The organism is Mesorhizobium cantuariense (assembly GCF_042647205.1).
Classification (GTDB): domain Bacteria; phylum Pseudomonadota; class Alphaproteobacteria; order Rhizobiales; family Rhizobiaceae; genus Mesorhizobium; species Mesorhizobium cantuariense.
The window spans coordinates 5985495-6010826 of record NZ_JBHRVD010000001.1 but is presented as its reverse complement, the minus strand read 5'-3'; the positions used below and the strand labels follow the sequence as shown (position 1 = coordinate 6010826).

Sequence of the window (25332 nt, the reverse complement as noted above, 5' to 3'; positions counted from 1 at the left end):
AATGCAATGGCTTGTGAAAATTCGGCGATTTCTGTGGCGGGATCTTCATGTCGTCCGGAGCCAAAATCTATACGGCTGTCGACCGGGAAAATCCCGGAGAATCCGGGTGTTAGTCGGGGTTTCAGGGACGCTGTCCCGACCCCGCTTTGCGCAGCGGACGGAGCGCAGCACAACGCAGCTTTCCCGAGGACAAAATGGCCTCGCCATTCTCCGGCCGGCCAGCTGATTCATGGGCATCGGGATGTGAGCAGCCGGCTGGAATTGGGCCGAAGATCACCTGTTGGCATGAGCAGCGTTCGCATGCCCGATTTTGACCGATTCTGCCCGAAATTCTGTTTCAAGCTCGTTACATTGTCAGCCTTGCGCCACCGTCGCCTTGTTACAGAGCGCGTCTAAGTTCGTTTCATCACCAAAAAGAAACTCAGCGAAGGGGAAGGCAATGCATGCGAAAATCCACACGATCCGCGGCGAGAGCCGCCTTCAGGCTCCAGAGCGCAATGACCGCCGTCCGAAATTGGCGCTGCGCCAGCGGGCCAGCGACCACCCCATGGCGATGTTCATGGTGCTGGTTGCTTGCACCTTCATCGGCATGGCGTTCACGCCAACAATCGGGCCGGCCTTCGCTTCGTTGAATCCGCCGGCCAACCTCGTTGAGGGCGCGCAGACCACGACCAGGACCGCGCGTCTGCCGATGCCGGTGACCGACTTCGCCTGCAAGGGCCAGGCCTGGGGCGCCGAGAGCATCGACTGCCTGCGCGCCATTGCCGAGCAGTCCGGAGCGCACAAGGGCCGCGCGATCCGCATGATCGCCACCGCCGCGCCGTTGACCGGCACGCCGAACATTTTCTGATTTTCCGTCGAAGCCTGATCCCGAAACCGGTTCCCACTTTGGGATCATGCTCTGAACTCCCCGAGCGCTCCCTCCAGCGCGCTCTTCTTCGGCCCCCGCCCCCGGGGGCCTCTTTTTTATCCTTTCAGGGCCGCCTGTTCGGCGATGGCGGACAGCACACTGCGCACATCCAGCGTGCTGAACGGCTTTTCCAGGATCTGCGGGCGCTGCTGTGCCGGCAGGGCCTCGATTTCGGCTTTCGCGCCGATCAGGTCGCCGGTGACCAGCACGAAACGCCGCGCCAGGTCAGGCTTTTCGGCGAGCAGCTCGCGATAGATCGATATGCCGCTGACGCCGGGCATGCGCAGGTCCGAAAAGACGATGTCCGGCGGCATGTGGCCGCTCAAGGTGGCGGCGGCCGATTCCCAGACCGGCACGATCCGCGACTTGATGCCCATCAATTCGAGAATGTCGGAGAGCGAGCCGGCGACATCCGGCTCGTCATCGATGATCAAGGCATGGCGCAAGCCGCTCGATCGCGGCTGGTTCTCGCCGCCGGTGGCGAGACCGGCCACGATAGCGGGCAGCTGGACGACGAAACGCGCGCCTCTCGGCAGCACTTCCTCGAACCAGACATTGCCATTGTGCCGCTCGATGATCGATTTCGAGATCGACAGGCCGATGCCGGTGCCGACGCCGACGGGCTTGGTGGTGAAATAGGATTCGAAGATGCGGCTGCGGATCGCTTCCGGCACGCCAGGCCCATTGTCCTCGACCGAGAAGCAGGGGTGACCCCGGTCACTGCGGAACGTCCGCACCTTGATCAGCCGGTCGCCGGCAATGCCGGCCAAAGCGTGCTGGCTGTTGATCAGGAAGTTGGCCGCCACCTGCGTCACGTGGTCGGCGTCGGCCATGGCCAGCAGCGGGCCGGCGGCGAAGTCGGTATCGATGATGATGCCGCTCGAACGCGCGCCATAGGCGGTCACCTCGAGTGCTGCCCGGATCACCTGGTTGAGGTCGGTCTCGGCTTGTGCCGCGGGATGAAGGCGAACCATCGACAGGAAGCTTTTGACGATGCGGCCGCAGCGCTCGGCGGCCGCGCGCACCTTCTCGGCACGAACCTTGGTCTGCGGATCGGAGGCGAATTCATGCAGCAGCGTCGATTGCGCCACCACCACGGCCAGCGGGTTGTTGAGCTCGTGCGACACGCCGGCCAGCAACGAACCCATCGCCGCCATCTTCTCATTCTGGTGCAGCTTCTCGCGCTGGCGGCCGATCTCCTCCTCGGCGCGCAATTTGTCGCGCAGGTCGCGGATGGAGCCGAAGATCAGGTGGCGGTCGGCGACCCGCATCTCGGTCGCTGTCAATTCGATCGGGAACACTTCGCCGGCGGCGTTCTGGGTCACGGTCTCGAGCCGTTGGCCGACCATCGGCGCGCCGCGGCCGGACATGTATTCTGCCCCGGAAGCGTAGCCCTTTCGGTAATAGATCGGCACGATGGTATCGAGCAGATCCTTGCCGAGGATGTCGCTGCGCTGGAAGCCGAACATTTTCTCGGCGGCCGGATTGAATTCGATGATCGAGCCGGTCTCGTCGATGACGACGATGGCGTCGAGCGAGGCCTGCAGCATGGTGCGGCGAATGACCTCGCTGGCATGGGCGTCGGAAGGCGAGCGCTCGATGGCATCGCCGATGGCGAGCGCGATGATGTGCAGCGTCGCCTCTTCCTCGTCGGTCCATTCGCGCTCGTCGACGCAGTCATTGACCGCCAGCGTGCCCCACAGATGGCCATGCGCGAAGACCGACACCGACAGGAACGACTTGATGTTCTGTTTTTCGAAGTCGGTTCTCAGAAAGCCTTCGAGATCGCGCGTATGCCCGGCGAAGATCTTGCCTTGCCGTTCGTCCTCGGCTAGCCGCTCCAGCAGCGGATCCGAATTGACGACCGATTGCATGATCACGGTCGGCGACGCGAGTTCGCCGCCGAAAAGAGGATCGATCCAGTAGGCGGCAACGGATTGGGCGAAGCCCTGGCCGGGCAGTTCGCGCAAGCGAAACAGGACGCCGCGCTGGCAATCCATGGCCCGGCAGAGCGTTTCCAGGATGCCGTCCATCTCGCGCTGCCAGTCGCCGGCTTCACGCAGCCGGCGAACGACACGCACCGCCGCCATCGCCGCGCCTTGCCTGAACCCTTGCATATCCGTGCTTGCTGCTTCAGCGATCATCTTTTGCCGTCATTCCAGGGGCGTGCCAATTCGATCGACGAGCAACGGCCGCGAATCCGAACTGGCCTCGGTGCTCAGTTGCCGTCGCCGGTCGGCAGCGAGAAGATATAGCCTTCGCCGCGCACCGTGCGCAGGAATTTCGGATTGGCCGGATCGGTCTCGATCTTCTTGCGCAGCCGCATGATGCGAATGTCGACCGCGCGCGACGATTCCGGATCTTCGGTGAAGCCGATCGCCTCGGAGATCGCGGCGCGGGTCAGCAGCCGGTTGGCGCGGGTGAGGAAAATCTCCAGCACGTCGAATTCGCTCTTGGCCATGTCGATCACCGCGCCATTGGCGCCGGTGACCAGCCTGCCGTCGAGATCGGCCTGAAAGGACCCGAAGACCACGGAACGGCGATCCGTCCCAGCCTTCTTGTCTTGAAGCTCCTGCGGCTGGGGAACCCGGCGCAACACGCTGCGGACCCTCGCCAGCACTTCGCGCAATTCATAGGGCTTGACGATGTAGTCGTCGGCACCGAGTTCCAGCCCGACGATGCGGTCGAGCGCGGTGCCGGCGGCGGTCGCGTAGATGATGCCGATCGGCAGTTTCGAGCGCAGCCAGCGGCCGAGCGACAGGCCGTCCTCGCCGGGCATGGCAATGTCGAGGATGGCGAGATGGAACGACTGCGTTTCAACCAGGCTGCGCGCGGCAGCCGCACTTTCAGCGGTGACCACCTCAAAGCCGGCGGCGCCAAGATATTCGGCGACCGCGTCCCGCAAATCGGGCTCGTCCTCGACGATGACAATTCTTGCCCGCACGATGCTTTCGCTCCCACTTTCAGTGGAAAGTAGATTGGGTATAAACATCATGTCCAGCACTCATATCCGGGTTGCCAGGGAACGGTTGGAAAACATGGCTGCACGATCCGTTATTGCGCTCGTTTCGGTAGCCGAAGTGGTGGCGACCGAACTCGCCGACCATCTCGAGCGACGCGGTCACGATGTGCATCAGGCGCGCCAGCCATGGGAGGCCGAATCGCTGCTGTCGGGAAGGGGTATCGACGTCGTCGTTGTCGGCGACAGTCTCAGCCAGGCGGAGGGGCGGGACCTGCTCCGGCGTTATGGCGGCCAAGGCGGGGGCGGCGAGGGCGGACCGGATTTCATCCTGATCTGCCGGCCGGCCGATCTCGTCGACAAGGTTCTGGCGCTTGAGCTTGGTGCGGCCGACGTCGTCGAGAGCCCGCTCAATGTCAGGGAACTGGCCGCCCGTGTTGGCGGCCTGCTTTCGCGACGCGGCAGGGGCACCCAGGAACTGATCGTTTTGGAGAACGCGACCGTTGATCTGAGGTCGGCCATGGTCATGCATCGCTCCGGCACGGAGGAACAACTTTCGCCCGGCCAGGTGGCGCTGCTCAGGCTGTTCCTGGCCAGTCCGCGCAAGGTTTTGACGCGCGACGATATCATCGCCGCGGCACCGGCCGAAAACGCCGACGCCTTCGATCGCTCGATCGATTCGCGCATCGTGCGGCTGCGCCGCAAGCTCGACACCGAAACCATCACCACCATACGCGGCGCCGGCTACCGGTTCGATCCGCCGCAGCAATTCACCGACTGATTGCCGGGCACCGACGCAGCCTCTTTTGTTGGGCATCGGATTTTCCATCTCTGGGCCCGATGCTCTTGACGCTCAGCGTACCAGCAGAAGCGATGGGCCTACCGGCATGTCACCGCCCATGGTCAGCTCGCTGGCATGGGCGCGGTCCCTGAGCAGCACAGTGGCAAGGCCGGCAAAGCCGAGCAGGCCCTGCGCGTAAAGCAGTGCGGAAAGCACCGAAGCGGCAAATTTCGTTTTCATCGTAGCAGTTCCCAAAAATGCCAATTCTTCAAGAATGAAGGGTGTTGCGGGTCGCTTCAGGATACCCCCGAAGTGCCCGCGCCGCCCACGGAGCCCCCCGTCGCGGCGCGGGCCTTCGGTCCTCTCGGCAGCAAGTTGCCGGAGGCGCCGCGCAAACCCGTCAGCCTAAGGCCGACCCGCCAGAGGGCCTTTAGCCGGGCGATGCGCAGGCTGGAAACAATCCAGACCGTGGCGAAAAACAGTGCGGCATGCAGCGTCGAAATCTCGCCTGAATTCATCGCGCCGAGCCTTGCCAGCGGGGTGCCGGCAACCGTGCCGACGCCGCCGATGACCGCTGCCGCGATGCTGATCCTGAGTAGCCAGGACAGCGCGTTCGATTTCATTCCCATGTTTCGTTACCGGCTGTTTTCGTTGCGTCAACTTTGCTTGCGGCCGGTATCCGGATCATGCCGCTTGAAGCCTCGCTTTGTTGCAGTTTGGTTTCGAGATCAGGGGTCCTTCTTTCGTATGCTGTTGATTCGCACTTTCGTTTAGAGGCGGATGCCTATGTTCCCGGCTTTGATCTCGCCGTTAGGCTGCAGAGACGACTCTTATTCGCTTCTATAAAGGCTGCGCTTGTTAACCTGAGGAAACAGATTCGAAACACAAATGAGCGTTTTGCGAAATATCCCCGAAACATGACGCTGGGATAAGCAGCCATCGAATTGGAGCCGGCTGGACCGGCAGAGAGAGGGGACTTCATCATGCATACCGCCATTTCCGCCAAGCTCATCAACATCACCGCCGCCGCGCTGACGGGTGCCGCACTGCTGCTCGGCGCCGGCTCGGGCGCAGCGCACGCCGCCAACAAGATCGTGGCGCGCGTTTCGCTTTCACAGCAGGTCATGGAAGTCTCGGTCGACGGCCGGCCGACCTTCGCCTGGAAGGTTTCCACCGGCGACCGGGCCCATGTGACGCCGACCGGCTCGTTCAAGCCGACGCGCATGCATGCGATGTGGTATTCGAAGAAGTACGACAACGCCCCGATGCCGCACTCGGTCTTCTTCAGCGGCGGCTATGCGGTGCATGCGACCTATGCGATCAAGCGTCTCGGCCAGCCGGCTTCGCATGGCTGCGTGCGGCTGCATCCCGACAACGCCGCCGATTTCTACCAGCTCGTCGAAACCTTCGGGGCGACCAACACCAGCATCGTCATCGTCAAGTAGCAAGCTGGAAACGATGGCGTGTCAGCATGCTGCCACGCCTTGTTCAAGGCTCCCGCGGGCGGGGTTGAGCACAGCCAAAAAAGAGGCCGGAGATTTCCGGCCTCTTTTCGTTTCTCAGCTCGGCAGTGCGGGCATCAGCTTGGGATCCGGTTTCTCGGCCAAATGAGGCAGGTCCTTGCTGGCGATGAAGGTGTAGAACATGGGCACGACGAAGAGCGTGAACAGGGTGCCGACCAGGATGCCGGTGAAGATGACCAGGCCCATCGAATAGCGGGCCGCGGCACCAGCGCCGCTGGACGTGATCAGCGGCACCACGCCAAGCGCCATCGCCGCTGTCGTCATCAGGATCGGCCGCAGGCGCACCTTGGCCGAGGCGATGATGGCGTCGCGCCGCCGCATGCCATGCATTTCGCGCTGCTGGTTGGCGAACTCGACCAGCAGGATGCCGTGCTTGGTTATGAGACCGATCAATGTGATCAGGCCGACCTGCGTGTAGATGTTGAGCGTGCCGAGGCCCAGATTGAGCGGCACGATCGCGCCGAAGATCGACAGCGGCACCGCCATCATGATGATCAGCGGGTCGCGGAAACTTTCAAACTGCGCCGCCAGCACCAGATAGATGACGACAACGGCGGCCGCGAAAGCGATCAGGATGGTGTTGCCCTGTTCCTTTTCTTGTCGCGATTGACCGGAATAGTCGAGGAAGAAGGTGTCGGGCAGGCTCTCCTTGGCGATGTCCTCCAGCGCCTTCAGCCCGTCGCCAGTGGTGACGCCAGGCAGCGGAAGCGCTGAAATCGTCGACGAATTCAGTTGGTTGAACTGCTCGATTGCCGCCGGCGCGGCATTGCTCGAAATCTTGACCACCGCCGATAGTGGCACCATCTCGCCCGTCACGCTGCGCACGAAGTATTCGCCGAGCTTGTCGGGGTTGTCGCGAAATTCCTGCGGCACCTGCGGGATGATGTCGTAGCTGTTGGAGTCGCGGTCGAACTGTGCCACCTCGGCGCCGCCGACCAGCAATGTCAGCGTGCGGCCGATATCGGCGATCGGCAGGTTCAGAGCCGCGGCGCGGTCACGGTCGATGGTCACCGTCACTTCCGGTGCGTCATAAGCCATCGAATTCTGCACGACGATGAAGCGGCCGGAGGCTTGCGCCTTGTTCTTGATCTGCTCGGCCACCTCGTACACTTCCGAGGAAGCGCCGGTCGATCGCACCACCATGGAAATGGGCAGGCCGCCGCCGGAGCCCGGCAGCGTCGGCGGTGCGAAGACGAAGGCCTCGACACCCGCCACTTTGGCGATACGAGCCGTAATATCGGCCTGCAGTTCCTTCGAATTGCGCTTGCGTTCCGCCCAGTCCTTGAAGGCATAGCCGACGAAGGCGCTGTTTGTCGTGCCGCCGAAGGCGACGGCCGAGAACTGCGCCCGTGTTTCGGGAATATCCTTCACCAGACCGAGAATCTGGTTGACGTATGTCTCGGTGTAATCGGAGGTCGCATAACGTGGCCCTGTCACAATCGAGAGCAGGAAGCCCTGGTCCTCTTCCGGCGCCAGTTCGCTTGAGGTCTTGGTGAACATGAAGCCGGTGACGCCGACAAGCGCAAGCACGATGATCAGCGTCAATGGGCGATAGTTCAGCGACCCGGTGACGGCGCGTTCATAGACATGCTCGACGCGCGCGAAGGTGCCGTCGACAATGCGCTGGAAACGGCCCGGCGTGCCGGACTTCAGGAGGCGTGCCGCCATCATCGGGGTGATGGTGATGGCGATGACACCCGACAGCACCACCGAGCCGGCGAGCGTGACCGCGAATTCACGGAACAGCGCGCCAGTCAGGCCGCCGGTGAAGGCCAGCGGCGCGAACACGGCGGCCAGCGTCATGGTCATGGCAACAATGGCCGACGATATTTCGCGCATACCGCTGAACGCGGCCTGCATCGGCGACATGTGGTCTTCTTCCATATGGCGATGGATGTTCTCCACCACCACGATGGCGTCGTCGACGACAAGGCCGATCGCCAGCACCATGGCCAGCAGCGACAGAAGGTTGATCGAATAGCCGACCGCAAACAAAAGGAAACAGACGCCGATCAGCGATAGCGGGATGGTGATGATCGGCATCATCACCGAACGGAAGGAGCCAAGGAACAAAAGGATGACGACGACGACGATGGCGACTGCCTCGGCGATGGTCTTGAACACTTCGTAGATCGAGGCGCTGATCTGCTCGGTCGAATCGTAGACGACCTCGATCGTCATGCCTTTCGGCAGCGTTTCCTGAATCTGCGGCACCAGCTTGGTGAGCGCCGCCGCCGTGGTCAGAGGATTGGCCGCTGGCGTCGGGAAGATAGCGAGGAAGGTGCCGGGCTTGCCGTTGAAGGAGACCCTGGTGTCGGTGTTTTCGGCAGCGAGTTCGACGCGAGCCACGTCGCGCAACCGCACTACATTGCCGTCGGTCGAGCGCAGCGGCAGCTCGGCGAACGCCTCCGGCGTCTGCAATGTCGAGCGCACGGTAATCGACGAGACGACATACTCGTTCTGGGTGTTGCCGGGCGCCGACAGGAAGTTGGAATTGTTGATCGCCGTCAGCAGTTCGGAGGCCGTCACGCCGCGCGCGGCAAGCTTGATCGGATCGATCCAGACGCGCATCGAGTATTCCTGGGCGCCGAAGATCTGCACGTCGGCGACGCCTTCGACCGTCGACATGCGCGGCCTGATGACGCGCTCGATATACTCCGTCAGCTGCTCCTTCGTCATGTTCGGATTCTGCATCGAGATGTACATCATCGCGAACTGATCACCAGTGCCCTTGACGATGACCGGGTCCTTGGAGGCGTCCGGCAAGGTGCCGCGCACGCCCTGGACCTTGGACAGCACTTCGGTCAGCGCGACGTCGGGGTTGGAACCGAGCTTCATCTGCACCGTCACGGTGCTGGAGGACGGGCGGCTGGACGAGGTGACGTAGTCGATGTTCTCGGTCGAGGCGACGGCGCGCGCGATCGGGGCGGAAATGAAGCCCTGGATCAGGTCGGCGCTGGCGCCTGGATAGGCCGTCGTGATGGTGATCGCCGTTTCGTCAACCTTCGGATACTGCCGGATCGACAGGTTGAAGATGCCCTGGAAACCCAAGAGCAGGATCATGCAGGCAAGCACCGTCGAAAGGACAGGCCGGCGAATGAAGAGATCGGAAATGCTCATTGCTGGTCGGCCTGCTTGTTCGCCGATTTGGTCGGGTCGATGGTGTTGTCTACAGCGACGGACATGCCGTTGAAGAGGCGGTTCTGACCGGCGGTGACGACCTCGTCGCCGGCCTTCAGGCCCTCGACGATCTCGACCATGCCTTGATTGCGGCGACCTGGCTTGACGAACACCTGTGACAGCACCAGCGCAGGCTTGTCACCTTCCGCCGCCGGCTTGGCCGGATCGGCAGCCTTGTCCGCTGGTTTTGCCGCATCGGCGGCGGGCTTGGCGGCATCAGCGGCGGGCTTGGCTGTATCAGCCGCCGGCTTCATGGCATCTGCCGACTTGGTGTCAGCCGGCTTGGCTTCCGATGATTTGTCGGTGGCCGCCGCAGCGGGTTTTTCTTCCGGCTTGGCTGCCTGCGCCGGGGGCGCCTCGGCGGGCTTGGCCGGCTGCACCACGAATATGTAGTCGCCATAGAGGCTTGTCGTCAGTGCCGTCTGCGGCAGCGTCAGCACGTTCTGCTCTTCGGGCAATTCGACACGCACCTGCACGAACTGGCCGGGGGTCAGCTTGCCGTCGGGATTGGCGACTTCCGCCCTGATATTCACCAGCCGGCTGGACGAGTCGATCTTCGGGTCGATGCCGCGAATGGCGCCGGCAAACGGCCTGTCCTCACCGCCGAAGCCCAATCGAACCGTCTGGCCGATCTTGAGCAGCGGGAGTTGCTGTTCGGGAACCGAGAAATCGACCCGCATCGTGTCGAGATCCTGCAGCGTCACCACGGCGGTGCCGGGCGCCAGATACTGGCCGATATCGATCTTCGGAATGCCCACCGTGCCGCCGAAAGGCGCCGTCAGCTGCTTCTGTTCGAGCACGGCCTGCAGCTTGGTGACCTGAGAGGCCGAGGCCGAGGCGGCCGCACGCGCCGTGTCCAGCGTCGAGTCGGAGCCGACGCCACGCCTGGTCAGTTCGATGGCGCGGGCCAGCGACGTCTGATCGAGCGCGGCCTGCGCTTTCTGGGCGTCGAGATCGGCGCGCTCGACGGCGTCGTCGAGCTGCAGCAGAACCGCATTGTCGGCCACTTTCTGGTTGGCATGGAAAAGGATGTCCTTGACGATGCCGGTGGTCTCAACCGTCAGGTCAACACCGCGAACCGCCTTGACCGTACCGATCGCCTCGACGCCCGGCGTCCAGGTCGACGGCTTGGCGATGGTGGTCGACACGGTAGCCGCCGGCGGCTTCATCGAAGCGAAATACTGCTTGATGCCGTTGTCGCGCAGGAAGTTGAAGCCGACGATGCCGCCGACCACGACGACGAGCACGGCCAGAACCAGAACGATGAGAAAGATACGGAGTATGCGCTTGAACAAGGAAGTCCCCTCAGTCGAAATCCGGCGCGAAGCGCGGACATCGGGACACATATCGACTGCGGGTCCCGATTTCAAATAATGGCGGTCTTACTGTACCGTCTGGACGGTCTTGTCAATTGGGCCTAGACTTGCGAAGGGAGGCGCCATGAGAGCCCAACGAACGAACTCGCGCGAGAAAATTCTCGCTGCGGCGGCCGATGTTGCGCGGGAATCCGGACCCGGCAGCCTGTCGCTGGAAGCGGTCGCCAGCCGCGCGGGTGTATCGAAGGGCGGGCTGCTCTACAATTTCCCGACCAAGGCCAAATTGATGCAGGGTTTGGTCGAAGGCTATCTGCGTGAATTCGAGCAAGCGCTTGAATCCGCCCGCACGAATGACAAGGACGAAAATCCGCTGGCCGTCTACATCAGGCTGTCGGCCAATGATTGCGAGGAAAAGCAGCCGTCCGCGTCCTGGATATTCTCGGCGATCGCCGAGGATCCCGAGTTCATGACGCCGATAAAGACATTCAAGCGGCAACTTTTCGAGCGGCTGAAGGGCGAGACGCCGGACCTCAAATCGCTGCTGGTCTGCTACCTCGCCATCGAGGGATTGCGCAGCATGAACCTGTTCGATGCGGATGTGCTGTCGAAAGACGAGCGAGAGTTGCTGGTATCGTCCTTGCTTGAGATTGCCAAATAGGCGCGGCTGATCGAAGCGCTCAATCCACGGCGCGCTCGATGTCGCGGCGCAGGACGATCGCGGTTGTCAGGTCCTCGACACCGCCATGACTGGCGATCAGATCGCGCAGCGTGTTCAGCCTGTCGATAGACGGCACCTCGACCTCGACGATGAGATCGAGCTGGCCGCTGACCGATGACACCCGCCGGACTTCCGGATAGCGCGCCAGCTGGTCGAGGATACCGATCGATGGCGTGCGTATCAGTGTGACAAGCAGGAAGGCGCAGATCAGCCCCTTGTCCATCTGACCGATATCGGCGCGGTAGCCACGGATGACGCCGCTTTTTTCCAGCGAGGCCACCCGCTCGCTCGTCGCGCTGCGCGACAGGCCGATGCGTCCCGCAAGCGTCTTCAGCGGGATGCGGGCCTCCTTCGACAGGATGCCGAGAATGTCCCTGTCCTTGGCGTCCAGTTCCCTCATCACACCACGCGCTCCCATCCGCTTCCGTTAATGTGCCGGCCAATGCGGTCATTGTGACGGCGTAACCGACGCTTTGCCGGATGCCCGATTTCTAAGCCCATGCCAAGCTTTGAGAAAGCAGATGCGGATCGCCGATGACCAATGTTTCCCACCCAGCGCCTCAGTTCTCGCAAAGCGATGCCATCGATATCGCCACGCGGCATTTCGGCATTGCCGGCAGCGTCACACCGCTGGACAGCGAGCGCGACCAGAATTTCAAGCTGACCGCGCCCGACCATTCGTTGTGGATCCTCAAGATCGTCAACGCCAGCGAGCCGCTCGATGAGAGCGAATTCCAGACGGCGCTGTTCGATCACCTTGAGCGCAACAGCCCTCATCTCGCCGTACCGCGTCTCAGGATGACGGTGCGGGGAACATCGCTCGCTCATGCCACCGGCGGCGGTGGCGAAGATCATGCCGTGCGCCTGGTGTCGTGGCTTGCCGGCCGACCGTTGGCCGAGAGCCCGTCCACTCCTGCGCTGCTTGAAAGCCTCGGTGGCGCGCTCGGTCGGCTGGACCGCGCCCTGCAAGGCTTCATCCACCCCGGCGCCCTGCGCTCGTTCGACTGGGACATTCGCCGGGCAGGCGATGCGCGGCAACGCCTTCACCATATCGACGATGATCAGGATCGCGCCTTGCTGGAGCGGTTTCTCGATCATTTCGATGCCGCGATCGCGCCCCGGCTGCCGGCGTTGCGGGCTCAGGTGATCCACAACGATGCCAATGACTGGAATGTGCTGGTCGATCCGGAGCGGCCCGAGCGTGTCGCCGGACTGATCGATTTCGGCGATGCCTTGCACAGCGTGCTGATCGCCGAGGTAGCGGTCGCCTGTGCCTATGCCATCCTCGATGTCGAGGATCCGATCGGCGCCGCCGCCCGTCTTGCCGCCGGGTTCCATGCCGAATATCCGCTGCGCGAAGAGGAGCTCGATCTGCTCTTCGATCTCATTGCGATGCGTCTCGTCACCTCGGTGACGCTGTCGGCGGCGCGCAAGGAGCGGACCACCGACAATCCCTATCTGTCGATCTCGGAAGCGCCGGCCTGGCGCCTGCTGCGACGCTTGGGAGCGATGAACCGGCGCTTCGCGACGGCGATCCTGCGCCATGCCTGCGGCTTCGAGGCCGCGCCCGGAGCGCGTGCCGTCACGGGCTGGATCGCGGCCAACCGCGCGCAGCTTGCGCCCATTCTCGACCTCCACCCGGCGACGCTTGCCAAGGCGTTGGTGCCTTATGGCGATCCGCAAAATCCGATGACGGTGACATCGGCGGCGCAACAGCCCGACAAGGCGACCGCATGGTGGGATGCCTATTGCGCCGAGCATGGCATTACGCTCGGCATCGGCCCGTGGGGCGAGGCGCGCACGGTCTATACCAGCGACATCTTCCGCTCGCGGTTCGTGGAAGGCGCCCGCCGCGCCAATCATCTCGGCCTCGATCTTTTCATGCCAGCGGGCACGCGGCTCTACACGCCGCTGGCCGCCACCGTCAGAAGTGTCGAGATCGAGGAGGATCCGCTCGGCTATGGCTGCCTGGTGGCGCTGGAGCATGCGCCGCCGGCGTGTCCGACCTTCATCACTCTGTGGGGGCATATGGCGCATGAGGCGGGAGGCCGGCTGAAGGCCGGCGAGCACCTCGAAGCCGGCGCGCTTGTCGGCGAGATGGGATCGGCCACCGAAAATGGCGGCTGGGCGCCGCATCTGCATTTCCAGATATCGACGGACACAAGCCTTGCGGCACGCGACATCCTCGGTGTCGGCGAGGAACGCTATCTCGCCGTCTGGAAGGAGCTGTTTCCGGACGCCGCCGACCTCGCCGGCATTCCACCCGAGACCTTCCGGCAAAGCGGTCGTTCCCGACCGCAGATCGTCGCCGCGCGCAAGGCGTCGCTGCTGCCCAATCTCTCGATCTCCTATTCCGAGCCGATCAAGTTCGTGCGCGGCGAAGGCGTCTGGCTGATCGACGACAATGGCCGCGCCTATCTCGATTGCTTCAACAATGTCTGCCACCTCGGCCATGCCCATCCCGACGTGGTCGAGGCGATCGCCAGACAGGCGGCGAAGCTCAACACCAACACGCGCTATCTGCACGACGCCATCGTGACCTATGCGGAACAGCTGACGGCGACCTTGCCCGCCGGCCTGTCGGTGGCGTCCTTCGCCTGTTCGGGCAGCGAGGCCAACAGCCTGATGCTGCGCATGGCGCGAACCCACACCGGCCGCAGCGAGGCGATCGTGCTCGACTGGGGCTATCACGGCACGACGCAGGAGTTGATCGACCTCAGCCCCTACAAATACAAGCGCAAGGGCGGCAAGGGGCGTCCGCCGCATGTGTTCGAGGCGACCATTCCCGACAGCTACCACGCCCCGGCCGAATGGCCGCTGGAGGAGCATGCAAGGCGCTTTGCCGAAAGCGTCGCCGAACAGATCTCGACGATGGCCAGAGAGGGCCGCGCGCCTGGCCTGTTCCTGGCGGAATCGATCCCCAGCGTTGCCGGCCAGGTGTTCCTGCCGGACGGCTATCTCGCGGAAGTCTACGCGATGGTGCGCGCCGCCGGCGGCATCTGTGTGGCCGATGAGGTGCAGGTCGGCTTTGGCCGTGTCGGCAGCCATTGGTGGGCTTTCGAGACGCAAGGGGTGACGCCAGACATCGTTACCATGGGCAAGCCGATCGGCAACGGCCATCCGATGGCGGCCGTGGTGACGACCGCCGAGATCGCCGCCTCGTTCAACAACGGCATGGAATATTTCAACACTTTCGGCGGCAATCCAGTGTCCTGCGCGGCCGGGCTTGCGGTGCTCGACGTCATCGAACGCGACGGCCTCAGGCGCAATGCGTTGGAGATCGGCGACTATCTCATAGCGCGGTTCAAGGCCTTGCAGACCCGCTACGACATCATCGGCGATGTGCGCGGCCAAGGGCTCTTTCTCGGCATCGAACTGGTCGAGGACCGCAACAGCAAGGCGCCGGCGACAGCATTTGCCCGCCGCGTCAATGACGGGGTCAGGGCACGCGGCGTGCTGATCGGCACCGAAGGGCCGCACGACAATGTGCTGAAGATGCGCCCGCCGATGATCTTCAGCCGGGCCAATGCCGATCATCTGGTCGGCGTTCTCGACGAGACGCTGGCGGCGGCTCTGGCGGAAGGGGCTTAGAACGGATCCAGCGCGCCCAGCCGGCACGCGGGCGGAATTTACGGACAACGATTTCGCGAACTTCCGGCGCTCGACGTGCCGGCGGGAGGAGAGGCTTTGCCTCATCAAGGGAGGAAACCATGAAACATGCATTGATCACCGCGCTCTTGCTCGCATCGGCCACGATGCCGGCGCGGGCGGACACATTCGACATCGTCAAGCAGAGGGGGTCGATCCTGTGCGGCGTCAGCCAGGGCGTCGCCGGTTTTTCGTCACCCGACGACCAGGGCAAATGGGGCGGTTTCGACATCGATTTCTGCCGTGCTGTCTCGGCCGCCGTTTTCGGCGACCCCGACAAGGTGAGCTACGTGCCGCTGTCGACCAAGGAACGCTTCACCGCGCTGCAGGCCGGTACCGTCGACATCCTGTCGCGGCAATCGACCTGGACGTTGTCGCGTGACACCGGCATGGGCATCCATTTCGTCGGCGCCGCCTATTATGACGGCCAGGGTTTCATGGTGCGCAAGGAGCTCGGCGTCGACAGCGCGCTCAAGCTGTCGGGCGCCACGGTCTGCGCGGAGCAGGGCACGACCACCGAGCAGAATGTCGCCGACTATTTCACCGCCAACAAGATGAAGTACGAGGCGGTCGTCATCGATTCCGCCGACAGCATCATCAAGGCGTTCGATAGCGGGCGCTGCGATGCCTACACCACGGACGCCTCGGCGCTGTATGCGCAGCGCCTGAAGCTGACCGATCCCGCCGCCTTCACCGTGCTGCCCGAGATCATCTCGAAGGAACCGCTTGGTCCGGCCGTTCGCAAGGGCGACGACAAGTGGTTCGACATCGTGCGCTGGACGCTGTTCTCGTTGATCGAGGCGGAAGAGGAAGGCGTCACCCAGGCCAATGTGGAAGCCTCGCTGAAGTCACAGAATCCGACGATTCGCCGCTTCCTCGGCGTTGACGGAGACAATGGCCAGCAGCTTGGGCTCGACCCTGCCTTCGCCTACAGTATCGTCGCCAAGGTCGGCAATTATGGCGAGATGTTCGAGCGCAATCTCGGTCAGTCCAGCCAGTTGAAGATAGCGCGCGGCATCAATGCACTGTGGAACGCCGGCGGCCTGATGTACGCGCCACCGGCGCGCTGATATCCCAGCAGGGCCGCGTGCGTTTCGGTGACGCGCGCGGCCCTGTTTCGGCGATCCTGAAGACGCAATCCAGCGGCGCCTGATGCGCGGAAACTGGTGCCGAAGGAGTTGCGGACGCCGGCCGATGGAACGATCGAAAGAACGACTTCGATATTGTCGACCATGGCAAGGCCGACGCGGTCGCCGGCGCGCAGTCCCGACGTCCTGAAATTGGCGGCGAGATGAGCGATCTGCTCCAGACACTGGCTGTATGTTATCTGCTGGCGGCCGCTGACCATCGCCACGCGGTCGCCATGGGCGGCGAAGGCCTCCAGTATGTCCTGGCCAAAAATTCATTGCTGGTGCTGAACGTCGCGCGCTGCCGGGTCTCTCGCGGCGAGGAAAGCGATGATCTCCGCGTCGATCGCATCCATGTTGGCCGCGAGGAACTTGTTGTGCTCACCCGGCATGACGACGGTTTTCATGGTGGCCATGTCGGATGCCCAGCCCTTGTATTGCTCCGCCGTCGTGGCGCCCCACTCGGAACTGGCGAGAATGAGGATGTCGCAGGGATAGGACGAGGGCACGAATCCGGCCGCTGCCTGCAAGAGCGCGCTCTTGAACGCCTTCTTGCGCAGATGCCGCCCAAGGCGCGTCTGCCCCAGGCCGACCATGCTGACACCGTCACGCAACAGGCGCCAGTAGATCACCTTGCGGGCGATCTGGCGGCGCCTGCTCTCGGTCATGCGATCGTCCGGCATCGGTTTCAGCCAGGCCGAGCCGGGCGAGGGCGGATCGATGAGCACGAGTGCCGGCCGCTTGCCGGTTGCTTCATGGCTCAGCCGGCCGACCTCGATCGCCAGCAGGCCGCCCGCGCATATGCCGCCGATGATGTCGGGATGCTGGCCGGTCACCGAAGTGAGTGCTTCAAAATAGTTGGAGCTTAATTCGGCCATGCTGGAATAGGGCGTCTCGCGGGGCTCGAGCCCCATGCCGCGCACGGCCAGGACGGCGTATTTCTGCTTCAGTCGCTTGCCGAAGCGATTGGCGAACAGGGCCGAACCGGAAATGCCATGGATCATGGCGATCGGCTCATGGCCGACACTGCCCGACACCGACATGATCAGCAGACGGGCAGGATGGACCGGCACCAGCGATGCGATCAGCCGGCCGAACTCGCGTGGCGTCTGCGCCCCGAGCAGGACGGAGGTCTGCAACTTGACGCCGAACCGCTTCTGCACGGCCAGCACCAAAGTCTCGGCCGTCAGCGAGTCGCCGCCGAGATCGAAGAAGTTGTCGTCGAGCTGAACTGTCGGAATCTGCAGTTCCGCGGCGAAAATACCGGCGATCGCATGCGCCGGGCCATCACCCGGCAGCGCGGCAGGCCGCACCCATTGTTGAACGTTCATCGGAAAGCCCCTAACCGATGCCTCTATGCGCCTTTTGCGCACGGACAGTCCAGCGAACAAGCTCCGGCTGCCTTTTGCCGGGAACAGGCGGCGTCAAAATCGTCTGACTTTCATGGGGGTCATCTGCTTTTCCAGCCTCTTTTTCGCCTGCGGTCGGGCAGCCGGGAAAGTAGCTTAAAAGCCGACGGATTTGGACATTAGTCTTGACAGAAATACAGATGTTCAATACCCGTCAGGCAGTTGAACAAGCCTGCAATGTGGGAGGAATAAGCGGTATGGCTTCCAATGTTTCGTTGACGGGTCTTGCCCGCGATCTCGAGGAACGCGCCAAGTCGGGCAAGCCTATCCGCATCGGCCTGATCGGCTCCGGCGAGATGGGAACCGACATCGTCACCCGCGTCGCCCATATGTCGGGCATCGAGATCGGCGCCATTTCCGAACTGAACCTGCCCGCGGCCAGCAAGGCGGTGGATATCGCCTTCCAGGAAACCGGGCATGCGCGCGAAGTCTCGAACGCTTCGGCGATGACGGCGGCGATGGAGGCCGGCAAGATCGCGGTCACCAACGATGCCAGCCTTGTCATCAACAACGATCTGATCGACGTCGTCATCGACGCCACCGGGGTTCCCGCTGTCGGCGCCGAGATCGGGCTGCGCGCCATGGAACATGGCAAGCATCTGGTGATGATGAATGTCGAGGCCGACGTCACCATCGGCGCCTATCTGAAAAGCGAGGCCGACCGCCTCGGCGTCACCTACTCGCTGGGCGCCGGCGATGAGCCGTCTTCCTGCATGGAGCTGATCGAGTTCGTCTCGGCCATGGGGCACCCGATCGTTGCCGCCGGCAAGGGCAAGAACAATCCGCTCAACATCGACGCCATTCCCCCCGACTATGAGGAGGAAGCCAAGCGCCGGCACATGAATGTGCGCATGCTGGTCGAATTCGTCGACGGCTCCAAGACCATGGTCGAAATGGCGGCGATCGCCAATGCCACCGGGCTGGTTCCCGACAAGGCCGGCATGCACGGCCCGGCCGCGACGCTCGGCGAATTGTCCAAGGTGCTGGTGCCGCAGAAGGATGGTGGCGTGCTGTCGAAGGTCGGCGTTGTCGACTATTCGATCGGCAAGGGTGTCGCGCCCGGTGTCTTCGTCGTTGCCGACATGTCGCATCCCCGCATCTCCGAGCGCATGGAAGATTTGAAGATGGGCAAAGGCCCGTACTTCACCTTCCACCGTCCCTATCACCTGACCTCGCTCGAAGTGCCGCTGACCTGCGCCCGCGTCGTGCTCTACGGCAAGGCCGACATGGTGCCGCTGGCCAAACCGGTGGCCGAGGTCTGCGCGGTGGCCAAGAAAGACATGAAGCCGGGCGAGAAGCTCGATGCGATCGGCGAATATTGCTACCGCGCCTGGATTATGACGACGCCGGAGGCGCGCGCCGCCAAGGCCATTCCCTGCGGCCTGCTGCAGGGCGGCTCGGTCACCGCGCCGATCAAGAAGGGCGAACTCATCACCTACGCGAATGCCGCTCCCGCGGCGGGCTCCAAGATCGCTGAACTGCGCGCCCGCCAGGACAAGCTCGTCTATGGGTCCGCGGGAGCGTGATCATGGCCGGAGCCAGCAAAGCCGTCACTGATAGTCGCGCCAATCTGCCCTTCGTCTATCGCCAGTACAGCGCCGAGCAGCTCAGGCAGGTGCTCTACAAGATGTACCTCATCCGCCGCTTCGAAGAGGGCGCGGAGGAGTGCTACACGCGCGGCCTCATCCACGGCACCATGCACCTGTCGATCGGCCAGGAGGCCAGCGCCATGGGCATCTGCATGCCGCTTGCCGAGGATGACCAGATCACCTCGACGCATCGCGGTCATGGCCACTGCATCGCCAAGGGCGCCGAGGTCAAGCGCATGTTCGCCGAGTTCTTCGGCAAGACCACCGGCTACTGCAAGGGGCGTGGCGGCTCGATGCACATCGCCGATGTCGGCAAGGGCAATCTCGGCGCCAACGGCATTGTCGGCGGCGGCATTCCGATCGCCGTCGGGGCGGCACTGTCGTCCAAGATGATGAAGACCGGCAAGGTCGTGGTCTCCTTCTTCGGCGATGGCGCCAACAATGAAGGCGCCTTCCACGAGGCGCTGAACATGGCGGCGATCTGGAAGTTGCCGGTGATCTTCGTGTGCGAGAACAATGGCTACGGCATGTCGACATCGACGGCCCGCTCGACCGCCGTCAAGAACATCGCCGAGCGCGCCGCCGCCTATTCGATGCCGGGCGTCATCGTCAATGGCAACATCTTCTCCGAGGTCGCCGAGGCATCGCATCAGGCTGTCGCCCGAGCCCGCGCGGGCGAGGGGCCGACGCTGATCGAATCCAAGACCTATCGCCATCGCGGCCATTCCAAGAGCGACCGCAACCGCTATCGCACCAAGGAGGAGATCGAGGACTGGATGTCGAACCGCGATCCGATCACCCTGTTTGAAAGCGAGCTCAGGGAATTCGGCTTCATCGACAACAAGGGCATCGAGGCCATTCGCGACGCCGTGGCGCAGGAGATCGCCGACGGCATAGAGTTCGCCAAGGCGAGCCCGTCGCCTGACGTTCGCGACACCGGGAATTATGTCTATACGGAGCAGGCGTGATGGACGCGATGGTGCGTGAACTGAGCTACGCCCAGGCGATCCAGGAAGCCATGGCTATCGCCATGGACATGGACGAACGCGTTTTCCTGATGGGTGAGGATATTGGCGTCTATGGCGGCGCCTTCCAGGTCACCGGCGATCTTGTCGAGCGTTTCGGTACCGAGCGGGTGATCGACACGCCGATTTCGGAACTGGGCGGCGCGGGCGTTGCCGTCGGCGCCGCCCTCACCGGCATGCGGCCGATCTTCGAATTTCAGTTTTCCGATTTCGCCACGCTCGCCATGGAGCAGATCGTCAACCAGGCGGCCAAGATGCGCTTCATGCTGGGCGGCGAGGTTTCGGTTCCGGTGGTGATGCGTTTTCCCGCCGGTTCCGGCACCGGTGCGGCGGCCCAGCACAGCCAGAGCCTCGAGGCCTGGCTTGGCCACGTGCCGGGCCTCAAGGTGATCCAGCCGGCGACGCCTTATGATGCCAAGGGCATGCTGCTGGCGGCGGTCGCAGATCCCGATCCGGTGATGATCTTCGAGCACAAGCTGCTCTACAAGATGAAAGGCCCGGTGCCCGAAGGCTATTATACGGTGCCGATTGGCAAGGCCGATATCCGCCGCGAGGGCCGGGATCTCACCATCGTCGCCACCTCGATCATGGTGCAGAAGGCGCTCGACGCCGCTGCCGCGCTGGAGAGCGAAGGCATCGACGTCGAAGTCGTCGACCTCCGAACCATCCGGCCGATGGACAAGCAGACCGTCATCGACAGCGTCAAGAAGACGTCGCGGCTGATGTGCGTCTACGAAGCGGTCAAAACGCTGGGCATCGGCGCCGAAGTCAGCGCCATGATCGCCGAGAGCGAAGCGTTCGACTATCTCGATGCGCCGATCGTGCGGCTGGGCGGCGCCGAAACGCCGATCCCCTACAATCCGGAACTCGAGAAGGCGACGGTGCCGCAGGTTCCCGACATCATCACCGCCGCGCGCGACCTCGTGAAAGGGGTCCGCTAACCCATGCCGACCGAAGTCATTCTTCCCAAGGTCGACATGGACATGGCGACCGGACAGATCTCGCGCTGGTTTGCCGAGGAAGGCGCCAGGGTAAAGAAGGGCGATGTGCTGTTCGAGATCGAAACCGACAAGGCCGCGATGGAGATCGACGCGCCGGCCAGCGGCGTGTTGCGCGACGTCACCGGCAAGGAAGGTGTCGATATTGCGGTCGGTGCAGCTGTTGCATGGATTTATGCCGACGATGAAAGCTATGCGCCAATCTTCCCCCTTGAGGGGGAGATGTCGACGAAGTCGACAGAGGGGGTCGCCTCAGGAGGCACCGCCCTTGAGCCGCGTCCGGTCGAACCGACCCCACCCGACCGGCCTGCGGCCGGCCACCCTCCCCTCGAGGGGGAGGGGAAAGCCCGCGCGACACCTTTGGCGCGGCGTCTGGCTCGCGAAACCGGCCTCAGCATTTCAGCCATATCCGGCACAGGCCCATACGGCCGCGTTGTAAAAGCCGACGTCGATGCAGCGCTTTCCTCCCCCCTCGAGGGGGAGGTGTCCGCGAAGCGGACGGAGGGGGTCGCCTCAGAAGGCACCGCCCAGTCCAGCACCGCCCTGGCGTCGAGCACTGCCGAGGCGACCCCACCCGACCGGCCTACGGCCGGCCACCCTCCCCTCAAGGGGGAGGGGGACGTGCTGCGTCTGTTCGAGGCCGGCTCCTACGACCTCGTCCCGCATGACAACATGCGCAAGACCATCGCGCGCCGGCTGGTCGAGGCCAAGACCACAATCCCGCATTTCTACCTGACGCTCGACTGTGAGCTCGATGCGCTGTTGGCGCTGCGCACGCAGATCAATGCCGCAGCCCCGGTGAAGAAGACCGATAAGGGTGAGGCACCTGCCTACAAGCTGTCGGTCAACGACATGGTCATCAAGGCGATGGCGATGGCGCTGAAGGCGGTGCCGGATGCCAATGCCTCATGGACCGAAAGCGCCATGGTCAAGCACAAGCATGCCGATGTCGGCGTTGCGGTCTCGATCCCCGGTGGCTTGATCACGCCGATCATCCGCAAGGCGGACGAAAAGACGCTGTCCACCATCTCCAACGAGATGAAGGATCTGGCCAGCCGCGCGCGCAGCCGCAAGCTGAAGCCGGAGGAATATCAAGGCGGCACCACGGCGGTGTCCAACCTCGGCATGTTCGGCATCAAGGACTTTGCCGCTGTCATCAACCCGCCGCATGCGACCATCCTGGCGGTGGGTGCCGGCGAGGAGCGGGCGGTGGTCAAGAATGGCGAGATCAAAATCGCTACCGTGATGTCGGTGACGCTGTCGACCGACCATCGCGCCGTCGACGGTGCGCTGGGTGCCGAACTGCTGGTTGCCTTCAAGCGGCTGATCGAGAATCCGATGGGCATGCTCGTGTAGGTCCTGATGTAAGCCGGCGCCAGACGATGCGCCGGCTTACATCAGAAACGACTTGTCAGGCGCCAACCCTTGACCCATGTTCTATCTGGATTGCGATCCAGGGAGGCCAAATTATGCCTGCATTCGACCCATCTGACGTCAAAACCTTGTTCGGCAAGGTCATGGGCGCGTCGCCGTCCGATATCAAGCTGGTGGCGCAGCGCCTGCACGATCATGCCTTCGAGCCGCGCATGTCGGCGGAAGCGACCAAGCAGCTTGTCGCGAGCCTCGGCTATGACAGTCTGGATGCGTTCTGCGCCGACATCGGCCTGCCCACGCACATCGCCGAGCGGTGGAGCCGTTTTGGTGTGTCCGGCGAGATGAAGCAGGTGTTCACGCTGCTGGCGGCCCAGCGCAAGCGGGTGGCCGAAGCGGTCGCCGAATTCGAATCCATGACCCATGTCGGCGTCGAGGATTTCTTGCGCGAGCGCGGGCTGATCTAACCGAAAGTCGGCTCAGCCGCCCTTCGCAAGCAGTGCCGTGGCCGTATCGCTGTCGGTGATCAGCACATTGGTGTCGACGGCCTTCAGCGCGGCGAGGATCGCCGCGACCTTGCGCTTGCCGCCGGCGGCAAGAACGACATTCGGCACCTGGCCGACCACATCGAGATCGATGGCCATGACGCGTCGGTTGACCTCGTGGTCGACCAGCCCGCCGGCGGCGTCGACGAAATAGCACAGCATGTTGGCGACCGCGCCCTTCGCTTTCAGCGGAGCGATCAGCGATGACGGCACGATACCGTGCCGAAAGATGGTGGCGTCGGGCGACATGTCGCCGACGGTGAGCAGCGCGATGTCGGCGGCGGCGGCGCGTTGGCGTACATCCTGCAGGGTTGGCTGCGCCCAGAGGAGATCGCGCAACGAGGAATCGTCCACCATCACCGGCGCGGTGATCTGGTAGCTGTCGACCTCGAAGACATCGGCGACCTTGGCAGCAACGATGGATGGATTGATCCATTGCGAATGCGGCAGGCTGCCGACAAGCGCCACCACGGAGGCGCGCTTCAGTTGCCGGCGGGCGAGGAAGCCGAGGCTGGCATGCAGCGTCGCTCCGCCGCCGATCGCCAGCGTCATGCCGTCCTGCATCTGCTCGCCAAGATAGGCGGCGACGGCATGGCCGATCGCCTTTTCCAGATGGTCATGCGCCGACGGCGTTGGGATGACGACGGCGGCGTTGAGACCCCAGCGCTTCTCGAGCGCCCGCTCGAGTCCAACCTGTTCGGCCGTCGGGGCATTGATCATGGTAACGACGATGCCCTCGGCGGTGCAGGCGGCCAGGGTGCGCATGACCTTTACCCTGGAGACATCGAGCTTTTCGGCGATCTGCTCCTGCGTGAAGCCTTCGACATAATAGAGCCATGCCGTCTTGACGTTAAGGTCCGATGAGACCATCGGCAGGTGAGCCGGTCGGGGTTTTTCCGTGGGCATCGGTCTTCGTCCTCATGAGCCATGGCCTGGCCGGGTTGCTCTCTTCGGAGAAACGGCCGCCGGATGTCAACTGATGCGGATCCCCGACGCGTCGATTGTCGCACAGTCCTGTTCATTTGTAATTGACATCATACATATGAACATATTTTGTGGGTTTCACGCGCTGTGTCATCCACCAGTCATATGCGCCGTGCAGGGAGGAAGAGACGGGGAACTGGCCAGGGGCCGGACCGGTCATGCACAGACAAGACAGGAGGTCTCATGAAGACGCACTTCATCAAGCTGCTCGCCAGCCAACTGGCGCTCGCGGCAACTTTGTTTGCCGGCGTGGCAAACGCCGAAACACTGACACTCTACACATCCCAGCCGGAAGCCGACGCGGCCAAGACCGTGGATGCGTTCAAGAAGGCGCAGCCCGGTATCGACGTGACCATCTATCGCTCGGGAACGAGCGACATCCTCACCAAAATGGCAGCGGAGTTTGCCGCCGGCAGTCCGCAGCCTGATGTGCTTTTGATCGCCGACGCGGTCAGCATGGAGCTGCTGAAGAAGGACGACCGGCTGCTGCCTTATCCCGAGGCCAAGCTCGATGGCATCGAGGCTGATGCCTATGACGCCGACAAGACCTATTTCGGCAGCAAGCTGATCACCACCGGCATCGTCTACAACACCGCTGCGGCCGAGAAGCCTGAGCATTGGGCCGATCTCGTCACGCCGGCCTATGCCGACGGCCTGGTCATGCCGAGCCCACTCTATTCGGGTGCGGCCGCCTACCTGCTTTCGGGCTTCGCCGGCGACGCCAATTATGGCTGGGATTTCTTCCAGAAGCTGAAGACCAACAACACCGTCAGCGTGCGCGGCAACGGCGCCGTGCTGAAGTCGGTGGCATCAGGCGAGAAGCCCTATGGCATCCTGGTCGACTTCATGGCGATGAACGCCAAGAAGAAGGGTTCGCCGGTCGAGTTCGTGTTCCCCAGCGAAGGCGTGCCGGCGGTGACCGAACCGGTCGCCATCATGAAGACGGCCCAGAATGTCGACGGCGCCAAGAAATTCGTCGACTTCATTCTTTCCGATGACGGCCAGAAGCTGGCGCTGTCGATGGGCTATCTGCCGGCGCGCGCCTCGGTCGGCCGCCCCGAATGGCTGCCGGAAGGCGTCAAGGTCAAGGTGATGCCGTTCGACACCAAGGCGATCGTTGCCAAGACCGACGCCGACAAGGCGAAGTTCTCGGAACTGTTCGGCGGCTGAGCCGGCAATCCCAGCGGGATGCCGTTCAAGCGGCATCCCTGACGGGCGAAACCTGATCGCATCGGCTGATCGACCCTAG

General features: G+C 63.2%; 22 protein-coding genes. 12 read left to right on the top strand and 10 right to left on the bottom strand.

What is annotated here, in order from left to right:
- Positions 1-439: 439 nt before the first annotated feature.
- Entirely contained in the window at positions 440-850 is a 411-nt protein-coding gene (locus tag ACFOJ9_RS29310) for a hypothetical protein (protein ID WP_378984104.1), read from the top strand.
- A gap of 116 nt (positions 851-966) precedes the next feature.
- Here ACFOJ9_RS29310 and ACFOJ9_RS29305 read toward each other — a convergent pair whose 3' ends face one another.
- Together ACFOJ9_RS29305 and ACFOJ9_RS29300 are read right to left on the bottom strand one after the other, a co-directional pair.
- Positions 967-3054: an ATP-binding protein gene (locus tag ACFOJ9_RS29305; protein ID WP_378984102.1), complete on the bottom strand. Its 2088-nt coding sequence runs from the start codon at positions 3052-3054 to the stop codon at positions 967-969.
- 74 nt (positions 3055-3128) lie between these two features.
- On the bottom strand, positions 3129-3902 hold the full coding sequence (locus ACFOJ9_RS29300) for a response regulator (RefSeq protein ID WP_378988124.1): 774 nt from the start codon (positions 3900-3902) through the stop codon (positions 3129-3131).
- A gap of 46 nt (positions 3903-3948) precedes the next feature.
- On the opposite strand from ACFOJ9_RS29300, the gene ACFOJ9_RS29295 reads away from it, so the two are divergent.
- The gene (locus ACFOJ9_RS29295) at positions 3949-4650 is read left to right on the top strand and encodes a winged helix-turn-helix domain-containing protein (RefSeq protein WP_378988121.1); all 702 of its coding nucleotides are present in this window, start codon (positions 3949-3951) and stop codon (positions 4648-4650) included.
- A gap of 72 nt (positions 4651-4722) precedes the next feature.
- Here the strand turns inward: ACFOJ9_RS29295 and ACFOJ9_RS29290 are convergent, their stop codons facing one another.
- Positions 4723-4890: a hypothetical protein gene (locus ACFOJ9_RS29290; protein ID WP_378984100.1), complete on the bottom strand. Its 168-nt coding sequence runs from the start codon at positions 4888-4890 to the stop codon at positions 4723-4725.
- A 56-nt stretch (positions 4891-4946) separates the two neighbouring features.
- Complete coding sequence (locus tag ACFOJ9_RS29285; protein WP_378984098.1) at positions 4947-5273, bottom strand: hypothetical protein; 327 nt, start codon at positions 5271-5273, stop codon at positions 4947-4949.
- Between the two features lie 360 nt (positions 5274-5633).
- On the opposite strand from ACFOJ9_RS29285, the gene ACFOJ9_RS29280 reads away from it, so the two are divergent.
- Complete coding sequence (locus ACFOJ9_RS29280; RefSeq protein ID WP_128305040.1) at positions 5634-6095, top strand: L,D-transpeptidase; 462 nt, start codon at positions 5634-5636, stop codon at positions 6093-6095.
- A gap of 114 nt (positions 6096-6209) precedes the next feature.
- On the opposite strand, the gene ACFOJ9_RS29275 is transcribed toward ACFOJ9_RS29280, so the two are convergent.
- Together ACFOJ9_RS29275 and ACFOJ9_RS29270 are read right to left on the bottom strand one after the other, a co-directional pair.
- On the bottom strand, positions 6210-9293 hold the full coding sequence (locus tag ACFOJ9_RS29275; RefSeq protein WP_378984095.1) for an efflux RND transporter permease subunit: 3084 nt from the start codon (positions 9291-9293) through the stop codon (positions 6210-6212).
- On the bottom strand, positions 9290-10648 hold the full coding sequence (locus tag ACFOJ9_RS29270; protein WP_378984092.1) for an efflux RND transporter periplasmic adaptor subunit: 1359 nt from the start codon (positions 10646-10648) through the stop codon (positions 9290-9292). Before ACFOJ9_RS29270 ends, ACFOJ9_RS29275 begins: the two co-directional genes overlap by 4 nt.
- A gap of 145 nt (positions 10649-10793) precedes the next feature.
- Between ACFOJ9_RS29270 and ACFOJ9_RS29265 the strand changes: the two genes are divergently transcribed.
- On the top strand, positions 10794-11327 hold the full coding sequence (locus tag ACFOJ9_RS29265) for a TetR/AcrR family transcriptional regulator (protein WP_378984089.1): 534 nt from the start codon (positions 10794-10796) through the stop codon (positions 11325-11327).
- 19 nt (positions 11328-11346) lie between these two features.
- Here the strand turns inward: ACFOJ9_RS29265 and ACFOJ9_RS29260 are convergent, their stop codons facing one another.
- Positions 11347-11787: an Lrp/AsnC family transcriptional regulator gene (locus ACFOJ9_RS29260; RefSeq protein ID WP_136620570.1), complete on the bottom strand. Its 441-nt coding sequence runs from the start codon at positions 11785-11787 to the stop codon at positions 11347-11349.
- A 134-nt stretch (positions 11788-11921) separates the two neighbouring features.
- Here ACFOJ9_RS29260 and ACFOJ9_RS29255 point away from each other — a divergent pair, with 134 nt between their 5' ends.
- Both ACFOJ9_RS29255 and ACFOJ9_RS29250 read left to right on the top strand, forming a co-directional pair.
- Complete coding sequence (locus tag ACFOJ9_RS29255) at positions 11922-14978, top strand: aminotransferase class III-fold pyridoxal phosphate-dependent enzyme (protein ID WP_378984086.1); 3057 nt, start codon at positions 11922-11924, stop codon at positions 14976-14978.
- Positions 14979-15097: 119 nt separating this feature from the next.
- Complete coding sequence (locus ACFOJ9_RS29250) at positions 15098-16105, top strand: amino acid ABC transporter substrate-binding protein (RefSeq protein WP_378984084.1); 1008 nt, start codon at positions 15098-15100, stop codon at positions 16103-16105.
- On the opposite strand, the gene ACFOJ9_RS29245 is transcribed toward ACFOJ9_RS29250, so the two are convergent.
- Together ACFOJ9_RS29245 and ACFOJ9_RS29240 are read right to left on the bottom strand one after the other, a co-directional pair.
- A complete protein-coding gene (locus ACFOJ9_RS29245; protein WP_378988118.1) occupies positions 16021-16419 on the bottom strand; it encodes an AMP-binding protein in 399 nt (132 codons plus the stop codon). The genes ACFOJ9_RS29250 and ACFOJ9_RS29245 overlap by 85 nt on opposite strands.
- 18 nt (positions 16420-16437) lie before the next feature.
- Entirely contained in the window at positions 16438-17493 is a 1056-nt protein-coding gene (locus ACFOJ9_RS29240) for a thioesterase domain-containing protein (RefSeq protein ID WP_378984082.1), read from the bottom strand.
- A 275-nt stretch (positions 17494-17768) separates the two neighbouring features.
- Between ACFOJ9_RS29240 and ACFOJ9_RS29235 the strand changes: the two genes are divergently transcribed.
- The 5 genes from ACFOJ9_RS29235 (at position 17769) to ACFOJ9_RS29215 (ending at position 23021) form a co-directional block, all read left to right on the top strand.
- Positions 17769-19097 (top strand): NAD(P)H-dependent oxidoreductase, encoded by a 1329-nt coding sequence (locus tag ACFOJ9_RS29235; RefSeq protein ID WP_378984079.1) that lies wholly within the window; start codon positions 17769-17771, stop codon positions 19095-19097.
- Between the two features lie 2 nt (positions 19098-19099).
- Positions 19100-20128, top strand: coding sequence for a thiamine pyrophosphate-dependent dehydrogenase E1 component subunit alpha (locus tag ACFOJ9_RS29230; RefSeq protein ID WP_109665283.1), 1029 nt, complete (start codon positions 19100-19102; stop codon positions 20126-20128).
- Positions 20128-21126 (top strand): alpha-ketoacid dehydrogenase subunit beta, encoded by a 999-nt coding sequence (locus tag ACFOJ9_RS29225; RefSeq protein ID WP_378984076.1) that lies wholly within the window; start codon positions 20128-20130, stop codon positions 21124-21126. The genes ACFOJ9_RS29230 and ACFOJ9_RS29225 overlap by 1 nt, the downstream gene beginning before the upstream one ends.
- Positions 21127-21129: 3 nt before the next feature.
- Positions 21130-22539, top strand: a complete 1410-nt coding sequence (locus ACFOJ9_RS29220) for a pyruvate dehydrogenase complex dihydrolipoamide acetyltransferase (protein ID WP_378984073.1) — start codon at positions 21130-21132, stop codon at positions 22537-22539.
- Between the two features lie 113 nt (positions 22540-22652).
- Complete coding sequence (locus tag ACFOJ9_RS29215) at positions 22653-23021, top strand: hypothetical protein (RefSeq protein WP_378984070.1); 369 nt, start codon at positions 22653-22655, stop codon at positions 23019-23021.
- 12 nt (positions 23022-23033) lie between these two features.
- On the opposite strand, the gene ACFOJ9_RS29210 is transcribed toward ACFOJ9_RS29215, so the two are convergent.
- Entirely contained in the window at positions 23034-24005 is a 972-nt protein-coding gene (locus ACFOJ9_RS29210; protein ID WP_378984068.1) for a sugar-binding transcriptional regulator, read from the bottom strand.
- 261 nt (positions 24006-24266) lie between these two features.
- Between ACFOJ9_RS29210 and ACFOJ9_RS29205 the strand changes: the two genes are divergently transcribed.
- Positions 24267-25253 carry an ABC transporter substrate-binding protein gene (locus ACFOJ9_RS29205; RefSeq protein ID WP_378984066.1) on the top strand — a complete coding sequence of 329 codons (987 nt, stop codon included), beginning with the start codon at positions 24267-24269 and terminating at the stop codon, positions 25251-25253.
- The last annotated feature ends 79 nt before the right edge of the window (positions 25254-25332 follow it).

What these genes read in the sequence shown, in the direction of transcription:
- ACFOJ9_RS29310 (WP_378984104.1), top strand. Translation starts at nt 440, where the DNA reads ATGCATGCGAAAATCCACACGATCCGCGGCGAGAGCCGCCTTCAGGCT.
- ACFOJ9_RS29305 (WP_378984102.1), bottom strand. Translation starts at nt 3,054, where the DNA reads ATGATCGCTGAAGCAGCAAGCACGGATATGCAAGGGTTCAGGCAAGGC.
- ACFOJ9_RS29300 (WP_378988124.1), bottom strand. Translation starts at nt 3,902, where the DNA reads ATGTTTATACCCAATCTACTTTCCACTGAAAGTGGGAGCGAAAGCATC.
- ACFOJ9_RS29295 (WP_378988121.1), top strand. Translation starts at nt 3,949, where the DNA reads ATGGCTGCACGATCCGTTATTGCGCTCGTTTCGGTAGCCGAAGTGGTG.
- ACFOJ9_RS29290 (WP_378984100.1), bottom strand. Translation starts at nt 4,890, where the DNA reads ATGAAAACGAAATTTGCCGCTTCGGTGCTTTCCGCACTGCTTTACGCG.
- ACFOJ9_RS29285 (WP_378984098.1), bottom strand. Translation starts at nt 5,273, where the DNA reads ATGAAATCGAACGCGCTGTCCTGGCTACTCAGGATCAGCATCGCGGCA.
- ACFOJ9_RS29280 (WP_128305040.1), top strand. Translation starts at nt 5,634, where the DNA reads ATGCATACCGCCATTTCCGCCAAGCTCATCAACATCACCGCCGCCGCG.
- ACFOJ9_RS29275 (WP_378984095.1), bottom strand. Translation starts at nt 9,293, where the DNA reads ATGAGCATTTCCGATCTCTTCATTCGCCGGCCTGTCCTTTCGACGGTG.
- ACFOJ9_RS29265 (WP_378984089.1), top strand. Translation starts at nt 10,794, where the DNA reads ATGAGAGCCCAACGAACGAACTCGCGCGAGAAAATTCTCGCTGCGGCG.
- ACFOJ9_RS29260 (WP_136620570.1), bottom strand. Translation starts at nt 11,787, where the DNA reads ATGAGGGAACTGGACGCCAAGGACAGGGACATTCTCGGCATCCTGTCG.
- ACFOJ9_RS29255 (WP_378984086.1), top strand. Translation starts at nt 11,922, where the DNA reads ATGACCAATGTTTCCCACCCAGCGCCTCAGTTCTCGCAAAGCGATGCC.
- ACFOJ9_RS29250 (WP_378984084.1), top strand. Translation starts at nt 15,098, where the DNA reads ATGAAACATGCATTGATCACCGCGCTCTTGCTCGCATCGGCCACGATG.
- ACFOJ9_RS29240 (WP_378984082.1), bottom strand. Translation starts at nt 17,493, where the DNA reads ATGAACGTTCAACAATGGGTGCGGCCTGCCGCGCTGCCGGGTGATGGC.
- ACFOJ9_RS29235 (WP_378984079.1), top strand. Translation starts at nt 17,769, where the DNA reads ATGGCTTCCAATGTTTCGTTGACGGGTCTTGCCCGCGATCTCGAGGAA.
- ACFOJ9_RS29230 (WP_109665283.1), top strand. Translation starts at nt 19,100, where the DNA reads ATGGCCGGAGCCAGCAAAGCCGTCACTGATAGTCGCGCCAATCTGCCC.
- ACFOJ9_RS29225 (WP_378984076.1), top strand. Translation starts at nt 20,128, where the DNA reads ATGGACGCGATGGTGCGTGAACTGAGCTACGCCCAGGCGATCCAGGAA.
- ACFOJ9_RS29220 (WP_378984073.1), top strand. Translation starts at nt 21,130, where the DNA reads ATGCCGACCGAAGTCATTCTTCCCAAGGTCGACATGGACATGGCGACC.
- ACFOJ9_RS29215 (WP_378984070.1), top strand. Translation starts at nt 22,653, where the DNA reads ATGCCTGCATTCGACCCATCTGACGTCAAAACCTTGTTCGGCAAGGTC.
- ACFOJ9_RS29210 (WP_378984068.1), bottom strand. Translation starts at nt 24,005, where the DNA reads ATGCCCACGGAAAAACCCCGACCGGCTCACCTGCCGATGGTCTCATCG.
- ACFOJ9_RS29205 (WP_378984066.1), top strand. Translation starts at nt 24,267, where the DNA reads ATGAAGACGCACTTCATCAAGCTGCTCGCCAGCCAACTGGCGCTCGCG.